Source organism: Lacticaseibacillus parakribbianus, assembly GCF_025490915.1.
Taxonomy (GTDB): Bacteria; Bacillota; Bacilli; order Lactobacillales; family Lactobacillaceae; genus Lacticaseibacillus; species Lacticaseibacillus parakribbianus.
Genome location: NZ_JANQBA010000001.1, coordinates 113,201 through 131,272, shown reverse-complemented (window position 1 = coordinate 131,272; position 18,072 = coordinate 113,201). Strand labels below are relative to the sequence as shown.

Annotated in this window: 17 protein-coding genes; 7 read left to right on the top strand and 10 right to left on the bottom strand. The window is 60.0% G+C overall.

Annotated elements, in window-relative coordinates; all coding sequences use genetic code 11:
• Window positions 1-2: 2 nt before the first annotated feature.
• Window positions 3-2,015: a DNA topoisomerase IV subunit B gene (parE, locus tag NUH19_RS00610; RefSeq protein ID WP_262314622.1), complete on the bottom strand. Its 2,013-nt coding sequence runs from the start codon at window positions 2,013-2,015 to the stop codon at window positions 3-5.
• Between the two features lie 188 nt (window positions 2,016-2,203).
• Here parE and NUH19_RS00605 point away from each other — a divergent pair, with 188 nt between their 5' ends.
• Entirely contained in the window at window positions 2,204-2,794 is a 591-nt protein-coding gene (locus NUH19_RS00605; RefSeq protein ID WP_262314621.1) for a GNAT family N-acetyltransferase, read from the top strand.
• Window positions 2,791-3,414, top strand: coding sequence for a glycerol-3-phosphate 1-O-acyltransferase PlsY (gene plsY / locus NUH19_RS00600; RefSeq protein ID WP_262314620.1), 624 nt, complete (start codon window positions 2,791-2,793; stop codon window positions 3,412-3,414). Before NUH19_RS00605 ends, plsY begins: the two co-directional genes overlap by 4 nt.
• A gap of 41 nt (window positions 3,415-3,455) precedes the next feature.
• On the opposite strand, the gene NUH19_RS00595 is transcribed toward plsY, so the two are convergent.
• From NUH19_RS00595 to ylqF, 9 genes are all read right to left on the bottom strand, one after another.
• Window positions 3,456-4,331 (bottom strand): aldose 1-epimerase family protein, encoded by an 876-nt coding sequence (locus NUH19_RS00595; RefSeq protein WP_262314619.1) that lies wholly within the window; start codon window positions 4,329-4,331, stop codon window positions 3,456-3,458.
• A gap of 144 nt (window positions 4,332-4,475) precedes the next feature.
• Entirely contained in the window at window positions 4,476-5,876 is a 1,401-nt protein-coding gene (gene hslU, locus NUH19_RS00590; protein WP_262314618.1) for an ATP-dependent protease ATPase subunit HslU, read from the bottom strand.
• 9 nt (window positions 5,877-5,885) lie between these two features.
• Window positions 5,886-6,407 carry an ATP-dependent protease subunit HslV gene (hslV, locus tag NUH19_RS00585; RefSeq protein ID WP_262314617.1) on the bottom strand — a complete coding sequence of 174 codons (522 nt, stop codon included), beginning with the start codon at window positions 6,405-6,407 and terminating at the stop codon, window positions 5,886-5,888.
• 78 nt (window positions 6,408-6,485) lie between these two features.
• Window positions 6,486-7,382: a tyrosine recombinase XerC gene (gene xerC / locus NUH19_RS00580; RefSeq protein ID WP_262314616.1), complete on the bottom strand. Its 897-nt coding sequence runs from the start codon at window positions 7,380-7,382 to the stop codon at window positions 6,486-6,488.
• An 81-nt stretch (window positions 7,383-7,463) separates the two neighbouring features.
• Entirely contained in the window at window positions 7,464-8,759 is a 1,296-nt protein-coding gene (gene trmFO / locus NUH19_RS00575) for a methylenetetrahydrofolate--tRNA-(uracil(54)-C(5))-methyltransferase (FADH(2)-oxidizing) TrmFO (protein ID WP_262314615.1), read from the bottom strand.
• A gap of 51 nt (window positions 8,760-8,810) precedes the next feature.
• Window positions 8,811-10,892: a type I DNA topoisomerase gene (gene topA, locus NUH19_RS00570; RefSeq protein ID WP_262314614.1), complete on the bottom strand. Its 2,082-nt coding sequence runs from the start codon at window positions 10,890-10,892 to the stop codon at window positions 8,811-8,813.
• A 168-nt stretch (window positions 10,893-11,060) separates the two neighbouring features.
• A complete protein-coding gene (gene dprA / locus NUH19_RS00565) occupies window positions 11,061-11,915 on the bottom strand; it encodes a DNA-processing protein DprA (RefSeq protein WP_262314613.1) in 855 nt (284 codons plus the stop codon).
• 88 nt (window positions 11,916-12,003) lie between these two features.
• Complete coding sequence (locus NUH19_RS00560; RefSeq protein ID WP_262314612.1) at window positions 12,004-12,774, bottom strand: ribonuclease HII; 771 nt, start codon at window positions 12,772-12,774, stop codon at window positions 12,004-12,006.
• Window positions 12,752-13,609: a ribosome biogenesis GTPase YlqF gene (gene ylqF, locus NUH19_RS00555; RefSeq protein WP_262314611.1), complete on the bottom strand. Its 858-nt coding sequence runs from the start codon at window positions 13,607-13,609 to the stop codon at window positions 12,752-12,754. Before ylqF ends, NUH19_RS00560 begins: the two co-directional genes overlap by 23 nt.
• A 988-nt stretch (window positions 13,610-14,597) precedes the next feature.
• On the opposite strand from ylqF, the gene NUH19_RS00550 reads away from it, so the two are divergent.
• From NUH19_RS00550 to NUH19_RS00530, 5 genes are all read left to right on the top strand, one after another.
• A complete protein-coding gene (locus NUH19_RS00550) occupies window positions 14,598-15,152 on the top strand; it encodes a hypothetical protein (protein WP_262314610.1) in 555 nt (184 codons plus the stop codon).
• 125 nt (window positions 15,153-15,277) lie between these two features.
• A complete protein-coding gene (locus NUH19_RS00545; RefSeq protein ID WP_262314609.1) occupies window positions 15,278-16,291 on the top strand; it encodes a hypothetical protein in 1,014 nt (337 codons plus the stop codon).
• Window positions 16,292-16,335: 44 nt separating this feature from the next.
• Window positions 16,336-17,010, top strand: a complete 675-nt coding sequence (locus tag NUH19_RS00540; RefSeq protein WP_262314608.1) for a nuclease-related domain-containing protein — start codon at window positions 16,336-16,338, stop codon at window positions 17,008-17,010.
• 29 nt (window positions 17,011-17,039) lie between these two features.
• Window positions 17,040-17,714 carry a hypothetical protein gene (locus NUH19_RS00535; RefSeq protein ID WP_262314607.1) on the top strand — a complete coding sequence of 225 codons (675 nt, stop codon included), beginning with the start codon at window positions 17,040-17,042 and terminating at the stop codon, window positions 17,712-17,714.
• A 194-nt stretch (window positions 17,715-17,908) separates the two neighbouring features.
• Entirely contained in the window at window positions 17,909-18,046 is a 138-nt protein-coding gene (locus tag NUH19_RS00530) for a hypothetical protein (RefSeq protein WP_262314606.1), read from the top strand.
• Window positions 18,047-18,072 lie beyond the last annotated feature (26 nt).

Below are 18,072 nucleotides of genomic sequence, written 5' to 3'. Positions count from 1 at the left end.
GCTCACTTTCCTTTCTTCGACAGCTGCGATTTGATCTGCTTGACCCCGAACTGCATGTCGGTGTGATCGGCGGTCTTAGTCTCCATGATTGACCCGTCATCGTCCATGTCAAAATCGACGTTGGCCTCAATCCAGTCGCGCCGCGGCTCGACGCGATCGCCCATCAGGGTGGTGACGCGCCGCTCGGCCAAGGCGCCGTCTTCGACCCGCACCCGAATCAGGGTGCGCGTCTCCGGGTTCATCGTGGTTTCCCACAGCTGATCGGCGTTCATCTCGCCCAGCCCCTTGAAGCGCGTCAGAGTGTAACCCTTGCCCATCTTCTTGGTTTCTTTTTCCAGCTCCTCATCGGTCCAGGCGTAGGCAATCTTGACGCCTGCGCCCTTGCCTTTTTGCAGCCGGTACAAAGGTGGCAAGGCGATGTAGACCTTGCCGGCATCCATCAAGGGGCGCATGTAGCGGTAAAAGAAGGTCAGCAGCAGAATCTGGATGTGGGCCCCGTCGGTATCGGCATCGGTCATGATGATGACCTTGTCGTAGTTGGCGGCGGCCAGGTCGAACTCGGCGCCGACGCCGGCGCCGATGGTGTAAATCATCGTGTTGATCTCCTCGTTCTTCACGATGTCGGCCAGCTTGGCCTTTTGAGTGTTCAGTACTTTCCCCCGCAGCGGTAGGATGGCCTGGAACTTACGGTCGCGGCCTTGCTTGGCGGAGCCGCCGGCGGAATCCCCCTCGACGAGGTACAGCTCGTTTTTCTTGGCGTTCTTGCTTTGCGCCGGGGTTAGCTTGCCGGACAAAAGCCCCTGGTCCTTCTTCTTGCGCTTGCCGGTGCGGGAATCGTCTCGGGCCTTCCGCGCGGCCTCTCTGGCCTCTCTGGCCTTGATTGCCTTGCGCACCAGTTCCTGGGCGGCCTCGCCGCCTTCCATCAGCCAGAAACTCATTTTCTCGTAGATCACGGCGTCGACCACCGCGCGAGCCTGAGGGGTCCCGAGCTTGCCCTTGGTTTGACCCTCGAACTGCAGAATCTCTTCCGGAATCCGAACCGCCAGCACCGCGGCCAGCCCCTCTCGCACGTCGGAGCCCTCGAGGTTTTTGTCCTTGTCCTTGAGCAGGTTCACCTTCCGCGCGAAGTCATTGAAGGCCTTGGTCAAGGCGCTGCGCATCCCCGCCTCATGGGTGCCGCCGTCGCCGGTTCGCACGTTGTTGACGAAGCTGATGGTGTTTTCCGAGTAGCCGTCGTTATACTGGCCGGCAAAATCGACCACCACACCGTCTTTTTCGCCCTCGAAGTTGAACACCGGCGAGACGGTGTCGCGGTCCTCGTTGAGGTACTTGACGAAGCTGACCAGCCCGTCCGGGTAGTGGTAGGTCTCGACGCGACCGGTGCGTTCATCGGCCAGCGTAATCGCAATATTTTTGAGCAAAAAGGCCGACTCGCGCAGCCGCTCTGCCAGCGTGTCGAACGAGTAGGTCGTGGTGGTGAAAATGGTCGGGTCGGGCTTGAAGGTGACGGTCGTGCCGTTGGGCTCGTTGACCTTCCCTAGCTTCTCCAACCCACCGTCGGGATGGCCGCCGTTGATGAAGTGCTCGACAAAGGCCTGCTTGTCGCGGACCACCCGCACAGTCAGCCGCTCGCTCAGCGCGTTAACCACGCTTGAACCGACCCCGTGCAGGCCACCGGAGGTCTTGTAGGAATTCTGATCGAACTTCCCACCGGCGTGCAGCACCGTCAAGATCACCTCAATAGTCGGCTTGCCCGATGCGTGCATCCCCGTCGGCATGCCCCGCCCGTGGTCGACGACGGTAATCGAATTGTCTTGGTGGATGGTGACCTTGATGATGTCCCCAAAGCCTGCCAGCGCCTCGTCGACGGCATTGTCGACGATTTCGTATACCAGGTGGTGAAGGCCCCGTGCGTCGGTTGAGCCGATGTACATCCCCGGCCGCTTACGCACGGCTTCCAGGCCGTGCAGCACCTGGATCGATGAATCTGTGTAAGTGTCACTTGCTTTCGCCATGATGTGCTCCTTTTTGAATCTAACTCTCACTACAATACACCAGCCAACCGCCGGAATGAAAGCTTTTTTGCCGCCAGTGGCCGGTGGTCGTAACCCGAACGCCTGTTCAAGGCATCTATTCTACGCGTCATTTCGCCATCCGTCAAAAAATGGTAAACTGGAGGAACTGAGACGAAAGGAGTACCCCGATGGCTAACTTCCTCATCAAACCGACACTTGGGGGACCGCGGCTCTCGCTTCGAGCCTTCACCGCGGCCGATGCACCGCGAATGCTTGAGATTCTGAGCCAGCCCATGGTCAACCTTTACACCGGCGCCTTGAGTCACTGGCCCAAAGCCGCCGAACGCTTCGTGGCGAGTACCGAGGAGCGGCGGCGCATCACCGACTGGTACGCCACCCGCAGCCAGGCAGACGGTCGCCTCGACTGGGCGGTCGTCCTTGACGCGCAAGTGATCGGTGAGGTGGTCCTTAACCAGTACGACGCGGCGGCCAACAGCTGCAACCTGCGTGTGCTGATCGCCGATGACGCCACCGGACAAGGCAGTGGCTATGAGGCGCTGCACCTGGCCTGTGCTTACGCCTTTGGACCGCTTGGGTTGGCCGCTCTGACGCTTGACGCCTTTGACTTCAACCCCCGAGCCCAGCACGTCTACCACAAGCTGGGCTTTGTCGACACCGGGCGCATCGAAGGCGACCTGATGCTCGATGGCCACCCCCGGGCCAGCATCACAATGCGGCTTGACGCGGCCGTGTTCCACCAGAAAGGACCTGAATCATGAAACTTGCAATCTGTTTTGTCCTCGCCTACCTGATTGGCTCGATTCCAAGCGGCGTGTGGATTGGGCGCGGCTTCTTCCACAAGGATATTCGCGCCAGCGGGTCGCACAACATCGGCACCACTAACGCCTACCGAGTGCTTGGACCAATCGGGGGGACGGTGGTCTTGGCAATGGACATCCTGAAGGGGACGCTTGGGGCCAGCCTACCGGCGCTGTTTGGCATCACACCGCATTGGTGGGTGCTGCTCGTCGGGCTGGCCGCGGTATTCGGCCACGCGTTTTCGATTTTCATCGGCTTCAAGGGCGGCAAAGCCGTGGCCACCTCAGCCGGCATCTGCCTGGCCTACTCGCCGCTGTTTTTCGCCTTTGCCTGCGTCGTGTTCATCTCACTGGTGCTGCTCACCTCGATGGTCAGCATCGCCTCGACGCTGGGTATGGCCATCGTCACCATCGGCTCCTTGTTCATGCATGACTGGCCGCTGACGGTGGTCTGCTTTGGCATCTGGGTGCTGTTCATGATTCGTCACAAGGACAATTTCGCGCGAATCAAGGCCGGCAAGGAGAACATGGTGCCCTTCGGCCTCGGTCAGATCCTGCGACGCAGGCGTCAGGCCAAATAACCCAGCCACTAAAAAATCACCCCGCGGGGTGATTTTTTTGTTCAGTGAATCGTGATGTCGTAGCCGTGGTCGAAGGTCTCGCCCGGCGCCAGGCGGTTGATGCCCAGCTTGTCGGTCAGCTCCTGATTCGTGTCGGTGGTGTCAGCAATGCCCCACCAAGGCTCGAGACACACAAAGGTTGCGGCGTCGGTGTACGGGCTCCACACCCCCATGAACTGGGCGTCGGTGACGGTCAGGTCAACCCCGCGCGTGGTTTTCTCGGAGCGAATCGAGAAGGTGTTCTTACCGGTCAGCTGGTAAATCGCCGCGTCGTTCTTGAAGAACTCGCGGTCCAGCTGCAGGTTGGTGTCCGTGGCAGCCAGCGTCCGGTGGGCGTAATCGATGGCGCCGCCGGCCAGCGGAATCTGAACCCGGGACTTGCGTGGGGCAAAGGACAGGTAGTAATCGGTGAAGGCGGTGTCTTCGGTCATCGGCACCACAAAACCCGGGTGACCGCCGACGGAGAAGTACAGCGGTGCGTCTTGGGCCGGGTTTTGGACGTGATAGGCCACGCTCAGCGTGTTGTTTTCAAGCGTGAAGGTGATCTGAAACTTGAAGGCAAACGGGTAGATGGCGCGTGTCGTTGCCGTGTCGGTCAGCTCAAAGGTGACCCTTGTTTCGGTCTGGGCCACGACGGCGAAGGTCAGATCACGCGCAAAGCCGTGCTGCCCCATGTGGTATTCCTGGCCGGCGTAGCGATAGGTCTTGTCCTTCAAGGCCCCGACAATGGGAAAAAGCACCGGGGCGTGGCGCTGCCACACGGCCGGGTCGGCCTGCCAGATGTACTCGTGCTTGGCGTGGTTATCGACCAGGCTCACCAGCTCCGCCCCGTGCGGATCAAGCGTAGCGGTCAAAAAATCGTTCGTTAAGGTTACCATGATGATATCTTCCTTTGTGTGTAGGTCTAAGCCTCCAGGCGAACCGGGCGGCCGTGCCTCTCTTTTATACCATGACAGCGCTTTTCATTCAACCGGGCGGCCTCAGGCACCAAAAAACCGCCACCCGAAGGCGACGGTTCTGGCTTACAGGATGAAGCGGGTCATGTCCTTGTCGGCCGCAATGTTGCCGACCTTGTCGTTGACGTACTTCTCCGTCACGGTGATGTCCCCCATCTGCATGTCCGGACCCTCGTACAGCACGTCTTCGAGCAGCTTCTCGAGGATGGTGGCCAGCCGCCGGGCCCCGATGTTGTCAGTGTCGTGGTTGACGCGAATCGCAATGGCGGCGATGCGCTCGATCGCCTCCTTGGTGAAGGTCAGCTTCACCCCATCGGTGCGAATCAACGCGATGTACTGCTTGACCAAGGCGTTGTCCGGCTCGGTGAGAATGCGAACAAAATCGTCTTGCGTCAGGTCCTTGAGCTCGACGCGAATTGGAAAGCGGCCCTGCAGCTCGGCAATCAGGTCGGAAGGCTTGGCGGTGGCAAAGGCCCCGGAGCCGATGAACAGCACGTGGTCCGTGTTCAGCGGACCGTACTTGGTCGACACCTGAGAGCCTTCGACAATCGGCAAAATGTCGCGCTGAACGCCTTCGCGCGAGACCTCACCGGAGTTGTGCTTGTCGCCGGCGGCGATCTTATCGATTTCGTCGATGAAGATGATGCCGTTGTTCTCCGCCGCCTCAATCGCGTCGTGGTAAATGTCTGCGTGGTTAACCAGCTTATCGCTTTCCTCGCGGATGAAGACCTCACGCGCCTCCTTGACGGTCATCGTGCGTTCGACGCGCTTTTTGGGCATCATCGCGCCCAGCGTCTCGCTGAGGTCGATACCCATCTGGCCGTACATGTCGTTGCCGCCGTTGGGTTTTTTCTCATCGGCGACGGCGACGGTCAGCTCGCGGTCTTCAAGCAGCCCCCGGTCGAGCTGCTCGGCGACGGTCAGGCGCTGGTTGCGAATCTCGTCGGTTAGCTCCTCTTGCGGCGCCTGCGGCTGTGGATCCGCGCCGCTTTGAAGGTTTTGGAGCATGCTCATCATGTCGGCCATCGGGTTGGTCGACTTCTTTTCCTTCTTGATGGCCGGCACCAACAGCCGCACCAGCCGCTTGTTTGCCTCGCGCTCGGCGCGGCCGCGAACCTTGCTGAAGGCGGCCTGCTCCTGCATCGCCACCGCGACATCGGCGAGGTCACGCACCATCGACTCCACGTCGCGGCCGACGTAGCCGACCTCGGTGAACTTGGTGGCCTCGACCTTGACGAACGGCGCGTTGACAATTTTGGCCAACCGCCGGGCGATTTCGGTTTTACCGACCCCGGTGGGGCCGATCATCAGCAGGTTCTTCGGGGTGATGTCTTGTTGCATCTGGGCCGAAAGCTGCATGCGCCGGTAGCGGTTGTACAGCGCCACGGCGACGGCGCGTTTGGCCTCGCTTTGCCCGATGACGTACTGATCGAGTGCTTCGACAATCTGCTTGGGTGTTTTAGTCATAAGGGCCTCCTAGAAGGATTCGACGCGGATGTTGTGGTTGGTGAAAATGTCAATCGACCCCGCGATGTCGATGGCGGCCTTGGCGATGTCGGCGGCGGCCATGTCGGTGTGCTGAATCATGGCCATCGCCGCGGCCTGGGCGTAGTTACCACCGGAGCCGATTGCGACGACGTCATCATCGGGATCGATCACCTCGCCGGAGCCGGAGACCAAAAGCAGGTCGGACTCATCCATCACGATCATCATCGCCTCAAGCTTTTGAAGCGTCGGGTCCTTGCGCCAGTCCTGGGCCAGAGCGACTGCCGCGCGGCGCAGGTTGCCGGCGTGGTTCTCCAGCTTTTTTTCGAACCACTCCTGCAGGGTGAAGGCATCGGCGACGCCGCCGGCAAACCCAATCACAACTTTGCCGTCATAAATGCGCCGAACCTTCTGCGCGTTGCCCTTCATAATCACCTTCTCGCCGAGGGTGACCTGACCATCACCGGCGATGGCGGTGTGGCCGTTCTTGCGTACTGCTGCGATTGTTGTCATGTTTAGACTCCTTTTTGACCAAATTTGACTAATGCCTAGTTTAGCAGGCCGGCACGGGTTGTACCTCAGCCCCTGGCCCTAATTATGCTCGGTAAAGTGCTTCAGGTAATCCGCCTTGAGGTGGGCAGTGGTCATGTGCGTGTAAATCTGCGTGGTGGAAAGGCTGGCGTGACCCAAAAGCTCCTGGACGGTTCGCAGGTCGGCGCCGTGGTCGAGCATGTGGGTGGCAAAACTGTGCCGCAGCATGTGCGGGTGAATGCCGCCGGTCAGGCTGGTTTTTTGGACCACCTGATCCAGCACGTACTCGATGCCCCGAGACGTGATCGGGCGGCCGTGCTGGCTGACGAACACGCGGTCGTGAACCCGGTCGAGCTTGGCCATGAGCGTCGGCCGGCCGTCGTCCAGGTAGCGCAGCAAGGCCTTTTTGCAGTAGCCGCCGAAGGGCACGTAGCGGTCCTTGTTCCCCTTGCCGTGAACCAGCATCAGCTCAAGGTCAAAGTCCAGCTGATCCAGCGTGAGGTTGGCGCATTCGCTGACCCGGATGCCGGTGCCGTACAGCACCTCGAGCAGCGCCTGATTGCGCTGATCCAGCGGCGTCGGCCCGGCTACCGCGGCGAACAGCTCCTGAATCTCCGCCTCGTAGAAGAAATCGGGCAGGTGGTGGTGGCTCTTGCGCGTTTCCACCGCCTCGAAGGGGTCGACCTTGGCCTCACCCACCCGAATCAAGTAGCGGTAAAAACTGCGCAGGGATGACAGCTTCCGGGCCACGCTGGCCCGGGCCAAGTCGCGCTCGGCGAGGCTGCCGAGGTAGGTCTGCACATCCAGCTCGTCGACGGCGTTGAAGTTGGTGAAGCCGCCGTTAGCCTGCAGAAATTCTTGAAAATCGGTGATGTCTTCCTCGTAGGCCTTCTTGGTCTCCGCGGAGTACTGTCGCTCGACCAAAAGGTACTGCATGAATTGCTTGATCTGATCCATCGAACCCCTCCTTTCAGGTCAACGCAACAATCGGGTCAACGCAACGACGGGACCAAGCAGTTGCTTGGCCCCGTCAATCCGTTATTCCGTGAACGCGGCCAAGTCGGCCAACGCGCGGTTGGCCAGCGTCCGGTTGCGCTCACGCTTGTCCTTGATGCGCGTGGCAAGCGGCGGCATGATGCCGAAGTTCGCGTTCATCGGCTGGAAGTGAGCGGCGCTTGTGTGGGTGATGTAATGGGCCATCGAACCGATCGCCGTGGTTTCGGGGAACACCCGCGGAGTCAGGCCAAGCGCCAGCCGCGCCGCGTTTTGGCCGGCCAACAGACCGCTCGCGGCGGATTCGACGTAGCCTTCAACCCCGGTCATCTGGCCGGCAAAGAACAGTCCGGCCTGCTTAGTGCTTTCGTAGGTCGCGCGTAGCACCTCAGGCGAGTTCATGTACGTGTTGCGGTGCATGACGCCGTACCGCACGATCTCGGCGTTTTCAAGTCCCGGAATCATGCGAAACACACGCTTTTGCTCGCCCCACTTGAGGTGCGTCTGAAAGCCCACGATGTTGTACAGGCTGGCCGCCGCGTTGTCCTGGCGCAGCTGCACCACGGCATAGGGATCGCGCCCGGTCTTGGGATCGGCGAGCCCCACCGGCTTGAGCGGCCCAAAGAGCATGGTCCGAGGCCCACGCTGGGCCATCACCTCGATGGGCATGCACCCCTCAAACACGGTGAGGTCCTCGAAGCCGTGGCCAGTGGCGGCCTCGGCGGTGACCAAGGCCTCCTGGAAGGCGTAGAACTCGTCGCGCGTCATCGGGCAGTTCAGGTAAGCCGCCTCGCCGCGATCGTAGCGCGACTTCTTGTAGACCTTGGTCATGTCAATCGAGTTGGCGTCAAGAATCGGCGCCGCGGCGTCGAAGAAGTGCAGCCCCTCCGCCCCGTTCAGTGCCTGAATGCGCTCGGCCAAAGCGTCGGCCGTCAGCGGTCCGGTCGCGACCACCGTGATGCCGGCCGGAAAATCCGTGAGCTCTTCGGCCACCACGGTGATGCGGGGATGCTGCCGCAGCTTGGCCGTCACCAACTCGGCAAACGGCTCGCGGTCGACGGCCAAAGCGCCGCCGGCCGGCACCGCGGTCGCATCGGCGGCCTGCATGATGACGGAATTCAGGCGCCGCATCTCCTCTTTGAGCAACCCGACGGCGTTTTCCAGGCCGTTGGCGCGTAGGGAGTTGGTGCAAACCAGCTCCGCAAAGTTGGCGGTGTGATGCGCCGGCGTCGACTTGACCGGGCGCATCTCGTAAAGCGTGACGTCGACGCCGGCGTTGGCGATTTGCCACGCGGCCTCACTGCCGGCAAGCCCGGCGCCGATGACGTTGACTTTTGGCATGATTTCCTCCAATCGACTCGTCAGGCGAGTCGCTGTGATGGCCGGTGCGGCCTACTTTTGAACGGCTTCTTTGTAGTCGTTGTTCGGGCAGACGATCTGGCGGCCGCCGCGCAGCTTCTTTTCGACCAGGTAGTGGCCGCAAACCGGGCAATCGCGCCCGGCCGGCTTGTCCCAGGACACGAAGTCGCAGTCCGGGTAGCGGTCACAGCCGTAAAAGACGCGGTTGCGCTTGGACTTGCGCTCGACGATCTGACCCTTGCCGCACTTCGGGCAGACCACGCCGATTTCCTTGACGATGGCCTTGGTGTTGCGGCAATCCGGGAAGCGGGAGCAGGCGTAGAACTTGCCGAAGCGACCGAGCTTGATCACCATCGGGGCCCCGCAGATGTCGCAGTCAAAACCGGCGGGTTCGTCTTTGATCTGAATCTTCTTGATGCCTTCCTCGGCATGGGCAACTTCCTTGGCGAATGGCTTGTAGAACTGGTCGATGACCGGGACCCAGGCGACCTTGCCGGTTTCGATGCTGTCGAGCTCGCCTTCGACCTTGGCGGTGAACTTGATGTCGACGATGTCCGGGAAGAACTTGGTGATCAGGTCGTTGACGATTTCGCCAAGCTCGGTCGGCTCGAAGCGCTTGGCCGTGATCTTGACGTAGTAGCGCTTCTTGATGGTTTCGATGGTCGGGGCGTAGGTACTCGGCCGCCCGACGCCGTTTTCTTCAAGCGCCTTGACCAGGTTGGCCTCGGAGAACCGCGCTGGCGGCTGGGTGAAGTGCTGCGCCGGGTCGGTTTTGACCAACGTCGCCGCATCCCCCACCTCAAGCTCCGGCAGCAGGTTGTCCTTGGTGTCGGCGTCGCGGCTGGAGACGTACAGTTTGGTGAAGCCCTCGAACTTGGTCTGGCTGCCGTTGGCGCGGAAGGTGGCGGCGCCTTGCTGCAGCGTGACTTGAACGGTGTCGATCACCGCCGGGGTCATTTCGCTTGCGACAAAGCGGCTCCAAATCAGGCTGTAAAGCCGCATCTGGTCCTTGTCGAGCACCGGCTCGAGGCTCTTAGGCGTCCGGTTGGTGCTGGTCGGGCGAATCGCCTCGTGGGCGTCTTGGGCGCCTTCTTGCAGTTTGCCCTGGCGGATTTTGACCGCCGCGTAGGCCTCACCGTACTGCTCGTGGATGAAGTGCGAGGTCTCGGTCTTGGCGACGCTTGAGACCCGCGTCGAGTCGGTACGCATGTAGGTGATGAGCCCGACCGTGCCGAGCTTGCCGCCGAGGTTAATCCCTTCGTACAGCTGCTGGGCCAGCATCATGGTCTTACGCGCCGGGAAGCCCAGCTTGCGGTTGGCCTCCTGCTGCAGCGAGCTGGTGGTGAACGGCGGCGCCGGAAAGCGCTTGCGTTCCTTCTTGACCACGTTGGTGATGGCAAAAGGCTTGGCCTTGTCGATCTGTTGCAGTACGTCTTGCACCGCAGCGTTGTTCGGCAGGGCCGTCTTCTTGCCGTTCAGGCCGTAAAAGCTGGCGGCGAACTTCTTGCTAGCACCCTTCTTGAACTCGGCATCGAGGCTCCAGTACTCCTCTGGGGTGAAGGCGCGAATCTCGTTTTCGCGATCGATGATCAGCTTCAGCGCGACGGATTGCACCCGACCGGCGCTCAGGCCCTTCTTGACCTTCTTCCACAGAAGCGGGCTGATCGAGTAGCCGACCAACCGATCCAAGACGCGCCGCGCCTGCTGGGCGTCGACCAGGTTCATGTCGATGGCCCGCGGCGTTTTGAATGCGTTTTTGACCGCGTCCTTAGTGATTTCGTTGAAGACCACGCGGTTGTTGCCGGCCGGATCAAGCCCCAAAATGTGGCTGACGTGCCAGGCGATGGCCTCACCTTCACGGTCCGGATCGGCCGCGAGGTAGACGTGGTCGGCGCCCTTGGCGGCTTTCTTGAGGTTCTTAATCACATCACCCTTGCCGCGAATGGAGATGTATTTGGGTTCGTAGTCGTGATCAAAATCGATGCCCATCTGGCTTTTCGGCAGGTCCCGAATGTGCCCGAGTGAGGCGACGACCTTGTAATTGCGACCGAGGTACTTCTCGATCGTCTTAGCTTTTGCTGGCGATTCCACAATGACCAAATTCTTGGTGGCCATGTGTGCCCTCCTTTCAGTGAGCGAGCTGCTCGCAAACTGCTCAAGGCTTCGGCGCTTTCGCACCCGGCGTGTTTGAACACCCGCGGCTTTCGACCGCTCAAAAACACAGGCTATCATATTCTATCCGTTCGGACTTTGTCAAATCAATTGGCCGCTTTTCTACCTATGTTAAGGGTAAAATTGCAACTCCTCGAGCAAATCGGCGCCGGTTTGAACCAGCTTCGCCCCGGCCTGAATCAGCGCATTGGTACCCACGCCTTGCGCCTCGCCGACGCGGTTGGGCAGTGCAAAGACCTCGCGATTGTTTTGCAGCGCGTAATTGGCAGTGATCAGGCTGCCGGAATGGGCGGCCGCCTCGGTGACCAGCACCCCATGGGCCAGCCCGGCAATGATGCGATTACGCGCGACGAAGCGAAACGGCGCCGGCAACACGCCAAGCGGGTATTCGGAGACCAGAAGTCCCGCCTGGGCGATCGCGGCCTGCAGGCTGCGATTGGCCGCCGGGTAAACCTGATCCAGCCCGTTAGCTACCACCGCTACCGTCGGCCAGCCGCGGCTCAAAGCGTACTCGTGAGCGAAGCTGTCGGCCCCGGCGGCCAAGCCCGAGATAACGGTCAACGCCGGCAGCTCCCGGCCCAGCTCAACTAGGGCCTGGCGGGTGTAGCGGCCGGCCTGGCGGGAGCCGACCACCGCCAGGCTCAGCCGCGCCAGCACCGCCCAGTCGCCTTGGTAAAACAAGACCGCAGGCGGCTGATTGCTTTCGGCCAGTCGCGGCGGGTAGGCCGCATCCAGGCGCGTGACCATCGGTTGGGTGCGGTAGAGCGTGGCGGCCTGGTTACGCCACGCGTGATCCGCCCAGGCCTGCTGCAGCGGCGCCAGCGCCGCCACATCCGCCAGCTGTCGCGCATCGTCAAGCGCGGTCAGTCCCCTGTCCGCAATGGCCTCCCACAGTACCTGCTCGCTGGCCCACGCCTTGGTGTGCATCGCCAGGTGCCAGTGAACCAGCAGTTCTCGAATGTTCATCGTCCTTCCCCCTTTACCGGGAGATTACGCCAAAACGCGAAAAAACCGCCGGTAAGCGGCGGTTCAAGTCATGCTTGCAACGGTTCGGCTACAGCAGTCCAAGGCGTTTGACCTGGTCGCGAACCGGGGCGAAGCTGCGCCGGTGAATCGGCGTTACGCCGAGCGTCGCCAGCGCGGCGAGGTGCTTGGCAGTGCCGTAACCGTCGTTGTGAATCAGGTCGTAGCCGGGGTAGATGGCGTCGTACATGTGCATCAGGCGGTCTCGCACCACCTTGGCGACGATGCTGGCGGCGGCAATGCTGATGGAGTTGGCATCCCCCTTGATCAACTTGCGCTGACGCCAGCCGCCCGGCACGGTCATCGCGTCGACTAGCAGGTAATCCGGTCGCACCCGCAGGCTGGCCGCCGCCTCGCCCATGATGAGCTCAGTGGCGTGGTAAATGTTTTCGCGGTCAATGCGCGGGGCATCCGCCACGCCGAGGCTCACGGCCACCGCCTGCGAGACAATTTGCGGAAAAAGCACGGCGCGTTCATGCGCGGTCAGCTGCTTGGAGTCGTTGACCGGCAGCGCAAAATCGTGCGGCAGAATCACCGCGGCGGTGACCACCGGCCCAGCCAAGGGGCCGCGGCCGACCTCGTCGATGCCGGCGATGTGCGGGTAGCGCGGCCAAAGTTCGCGCTCAAAGCGACTGCGATTGTGCAAGGCCTGCGCCTGCTCTTGCGCCTTGGCTTGCCGCCTGTGGTACTGGACCAACAGCTGCTGGGCACCGGCTCGCGGATCCGCGGCCAGTGCCGCCAGCACCGCGTCGTCAACCGGCGTTGCCGCCAGCAGGTCCTTATAGGCCTTCAGCGTTGTCATCGGGCACCTCCAGCGTGAACGGACCGAACTTGCCCTGTCGCGCGTCGAAAATCACCCGTTCGGCCGCGCGGTTGTAGTTCTCGCCAAAGCCCAGCTTCTTGGCCAAAAGCACCATCAGATCAGGCGCCGCCAGCGTCATGTCGTCCGCCGTCAGTTGGTAGGCGCGACGCAGCTGGGCCGGGTAATGCGACTGGAAGAACTCAAGGCCGTACAACCCCACCGTGTCCTCTTGGAAAACCGAGTCGGCGATGGCGCCGGTCAGCGCGAGCTTTTGGCCAATCAGCTGGTCATCGAACTTCGGCCACAAGATGCCGGGGGTGTCCAGCAGTGCCAGGCTGTCATCAACCTTGAGCCACTGCTGGTTCTTAGTGACCCCGGGGCGATTGCCGACCACCGCGATGTTTTTTTTGACCAGGCGATTGAGCACCGTGGACTTGCCGACGTTGGGGATGCCGATGCACATCGCGCGAAGGCTTGGGTTGCGGATGCCCCGCGCCTTTTGCTTGGCCAGCTTGGCCGCCATCAGCTGCCGCGCCAGGGCCGAAATCTGGGTCAGCCGCTTGGCGTGTTGCGCGTCGATCGCAAGCGCGGCAAAGCCGAGGTCTTGGTAGTAACGCAGCCACCGCGCGGTCGCTTGGGGATCAGCCAGGTCCTGCTTGTTGAGAACCATAATGCGCGGCTTTTGGCCGATAATCTGATTCATCATCGGGTTGCGGCTGGCCTCTGGAATTCGGGCGTCGACGATTTCAAGTACGAGGTCGACCTGCTTGAGTTTTTTCTGGACTTGGTTGCGGGCCTTTGCCATGTGGCCGGGAAACCAATTGATAGTTGACATAATGTATTCCTTTCGCTGGGTGTGCAGATAAGACGGCCGCAGCGTGTTCCTAATGCGGCTCGTTACTTGCCAAGGCGCCGATCGCGCCTGGCAACGCTCATGAAAACAGCGCCGACTCGCGGCGCTGTGCATGGTCCCATTATAACGTAGACACTGCCGAGATGCCAATGCCGCCGAGGACTTGAGGCTTGGCCATCGCCCCTCTTCGACCGCGCTCGCCTGGCGTCTGCATCGATTGCCGCTTGCAGCGTGTTCAGGCCAAGGGTCATCGCGTCAATCATCGGGGTGAGCCGCCGATACATGGCGGAGTCTGTTGTATGCTTCGCCCACGCCACCGTGGTTTGGTGAATAAGCGATTGAATCAGCGCCAGACTGGCCTCAAGTCGGGACGCAGGCAGTTCGGGTTCGCCCTCGCCAACCAGTGCCGCAACGACCTGCAGGGCCGCGATGCGGTGCCGCAACAGCGTGGCCTGAGGCGAGCCTGGCATGAACTTCGGCTGCAGCCGTCGGCAGTTGGCGATGGTTGCCGCGCAACAGGTCAACGCGGCGGTTCGACTCGCTTGGGGTATGGGCATTGTTCCACCTAACGCGCAGCCAGAGCATGCTCGTGCAACGGTTGTGGCCTGATGCCTCGGCAAGCCGCCACGCCGAGTCGGTACTCGCGACTCGGTCGCCTGCACCCGCCATTCGACCGCGTCCCACCCCCACCGCGTCAGCAACTTGGCAACAATTGCGGCTTCAGATTATTGAAAAAAGTCTTTTGTAAAGGGCTTCCGCTGGCCGCCGTTATGTAGTAAGATTAGCACGATATATCAATAGGTTTATATACCTTTAAAAAAAGATAGCCGGCCGGCTACTAAGATAAATAGATTCAAGCAGGAGTTGCATATTCGTAACGGACGCCTGTTCGACCTCTAGGAATCTTGTTAATCGGCCGGTTTTTTGTTGCCTAATTTTCATCACTCATACCTACTTGGAGGAAGCAATCATGCCAGAAATCAACCAGAACGGCGAGACCGTCGTTAACGTCAAGAAGAGTCGCAAAGGCTCATGGATCGATAAGGATTTTGCCGCCAGCGTGTTCCTGTTCTTCATCAAGGGACACATTTCCGTGGACTACCGCGGGGTTCACATCACGGAGCAAAACACCATGCTCGGGGTCATCCCCGCCGGGCAAAACAAGCAGACCATTCCGCTGAACAACATCTCAGGCGCCTCAATCTCCACCGCCTACAAGGCCAGCCGCTTCTTTTGGGGCTTCATCATCGCCCTGGTCGGCCTGTTCACGCTGCCGTCTTCGCCCCTGCTCGGCATCATCCTCGCCGTCGTCGGCGCCGTCATGTTCGCCAACGGCATTTTGACCAAGCTATTCATCGAAAAAAGCGGCACGGCGTACGCCTTGAGCGTTCCGTTCTTCAACAAAGCCGATATCATCGCAGTTCAACAGGTCATCGAGCAGGCGCTTGAGGCCAATGCGGACAAGACCGACAACAGCCTGTACATGAAGCGGCTTAACGACGAGGACATGAGCGACGTGCAGTAGGCGGTCAGGCTTGACGCCAGCTTGCCGATTCGCAGATTGGCTCGGTGGCATCACTGTTTGTTTGACTACCCAAGTCCCCACATCAATCATCTGATCCCATCACGTCTCAGAAAGCGAGAAACTCTATGAAACGCAACAGTTGGCGTCGAATCATCGGCGCGGTGGCGTGCCTCGTCGTCGCCTTGCTAATGAGCGGCTGCGCAAGCAAGGACAAGACCAGCACTGCATCAAAATCCAGCACTAGCGTCAAGGCAAGCAGCATCAAGGCAAAATCACATTCAAAGAAAGCCAAAACGGTGAGTGAAAAGCCTAAAAAGCTAACCGCTGAAGAAGAGGCAAGAAAAAAGAAAAAAGAGGCCATCTTCAAAGGCATTACCCTTTCAATCACAGGAACAGAGAGCCGCCCTATGGCAGGCTGGAACAAACAGCAGCTTCTCACTAACATCGCGACCTACCTTTCAACTCAGTCCGGCGCTGACCCTGCGACGGTTCTGAAGGTCATCAACGTGAAAGTGACCGCCCAGAAAATTCCTAACGAAAAAATGACAGAGATGGAGCCCTCTTTCCGAGAGTTGCACTTTCCGGATATGTTTGCCAAGTACTACGACTCGGGAGTCTCACTGAGTGGTGAACAAAAAGGAGCCTTGGACCAGGTCGCCAACGACCTAGATAATCTCACCGTGGACTCGTCGGCGGCGAGCAAACAAGACCTCGGGTATAGCGAGGACGGATACCAAGTCGACTTAGTAGTTACCGATGAAACCGGATTCGGCGTCACACTCGAAAAGAACTTCGATAGCATGCCCAAAGCACAAGAACTGAACGTCAAAGCGCTGCTCAAGGACCACCTCTACGTACACATGACCGGCTGGGAGAACACGGAAGATACGATTAAGGGTGTCTACATCGATCAGGAAACCTCGGCAAAGATTTCCAGCCTGATTGGCACAACCGTCAGGCCAGGTGATGTGAACGCGCTGTGGGACGTCCGGCGCGAGAAGCTGGATTTCCGCGCAGGGGATACGGTCACTGTCGACTTCGACTCGCTTGCCCAAAAGCTGGCTGATCTGACACCAGACACGGCCAGCGTCACCTGGTACGGCGACGGTCAGGGACCTGCCAAGCTGAAGGCTGAATAGGGTCAGCGTTGCCAGCACTGCAACGCGAAAGGAGGTCAAGGTTGATGGCGGAACGTCCCTACACGAACCGCGGTGAATACCTCACCTATCAGTGCCTCAAGCAGCTGTCGCTCACCCATCCCGAAGACAAGCTCACCATTTTTGCCAATCTTTTCTTCAATCCAGTCGGCCAAGCAACTGTCCGCCAGGTCGATCACCTCATCACCAGTCACCGTGGGGTGTTCATACTCGAAACCAAGTACTGGGCAGGCACTATCTATCATCAAGTCTGCAATCAGCAACTCCAGGTTGAGTGCGAGAAGTTTTGGCCGCTGATCAAAGATGGTCTGCCGCCGGAAATTCGCGTTCTGTCTGGAACCACCCCATACACGCTAGTCGCCCAGCCGAACCGGCCACTCGCCGCCTACTACGGATTCGGCAACCCCGCAGAACAGGTTCGCACGGCTAAGACGCAGCTGCAAGGCGTACTCGGTCGGTATCTCAAAGTGCCGCCGTTCGTACATGGATTCGTTGTTTACGCTTATCCACGTGGTGCAGCCAACACCATCGTCGATTTGAACCAACGCCTGGACGCCGACGACCAGAATACCGCGGAACCAGAGGGTTTCACCAGTGTTGACGCATTCGCAGCGTTTTATGACCACCTGCCCGAAGGCGTGATGCAATACCAACGGCTGACGGCAATCAACACGTGTATCAAAAATCAGATTATTTCGTAACTCGTCAACAGCAAAAGGAGTGTTGCATCATGGAAATGGGTTCTATCGCCGACTGGCTGAACGTTGCAGCCACAGCCGGTGCGGCCATCGGCGCCTTCATTTTTGCGGCCCAGGCCAACAAGTCAGCGGAACGTCAGACCAACATCGCCGCCGATCAGGGCGAGATCACCAAGGCGCTGGCTGAGGCCGAGAATAAGCCGCTACTTAAATTCATCGTCACCGCCAACCTCGGTGACAACGGGAAAAAGGACGGTTACCGCATCGTCGCCGTCAACCACGGCAAGGCCCCGGCCGTTTTGAGCCTCCCCTTCTCATCGAAGGCATCGGCAGGACTCAGCAAGCAGTTGAACACGCTCCATATCCTCGACCTACCGCGGGGCAGTCAGGCTCCTGCAGACGGCGTGGTCATCAATTATCGCACCGACTTTGAGGCCGATGCGTCCGACCAAACGCCGGAGTCTAAGGGCAAGTATCCCATCGGCAGCTTCCAGACCGAATTTTGCAACAGCGTCGTCGTTATGCCCCAAGCACAGGTGCTGGTGTATGTGGCCGGCAAGGGGCTCGGTCACGTCATCCAGGACCTGTCCAAGCCGCTCGCCTTCCACTTCTACGAGGCAATCGAGAACCGGCACTATCTTGAGAGCTTCACGTTCAAAGCCGACGAAGGCATCACGCTGCAGGATCAAGGCTTCATTCGCGGTTAGTCTCCAGTTGCCTGTAACGTCCAGTCGAATCGTACATCGACCCGCTTGACCCGACACTTCAGCATTGAATTCCATTGTGCAAGGCCTCATCATGTCAGTGGTGGGGTCTTTGCTGTTGCCCGGCATCCCTTCGGACGTCTCGCCGCTTGCGCCCTGCGTATGGTATGATTGGTCGCGAAGGGAGGTGGCCGGAGTTGGTCAAGAAAAGCAAACACCAATCCAACGCGAACCGCAAGAAGCAAGAACAGCGCCGGGCCACCGCCAAGACGCGCGTGGCCCTGCAGCAGGTCCTCGCACACGGCCATTTCGTCAAATCGTCCAAGCCGCGGTAGCCACCGCGCGGCCTTGGCCGGGTTCA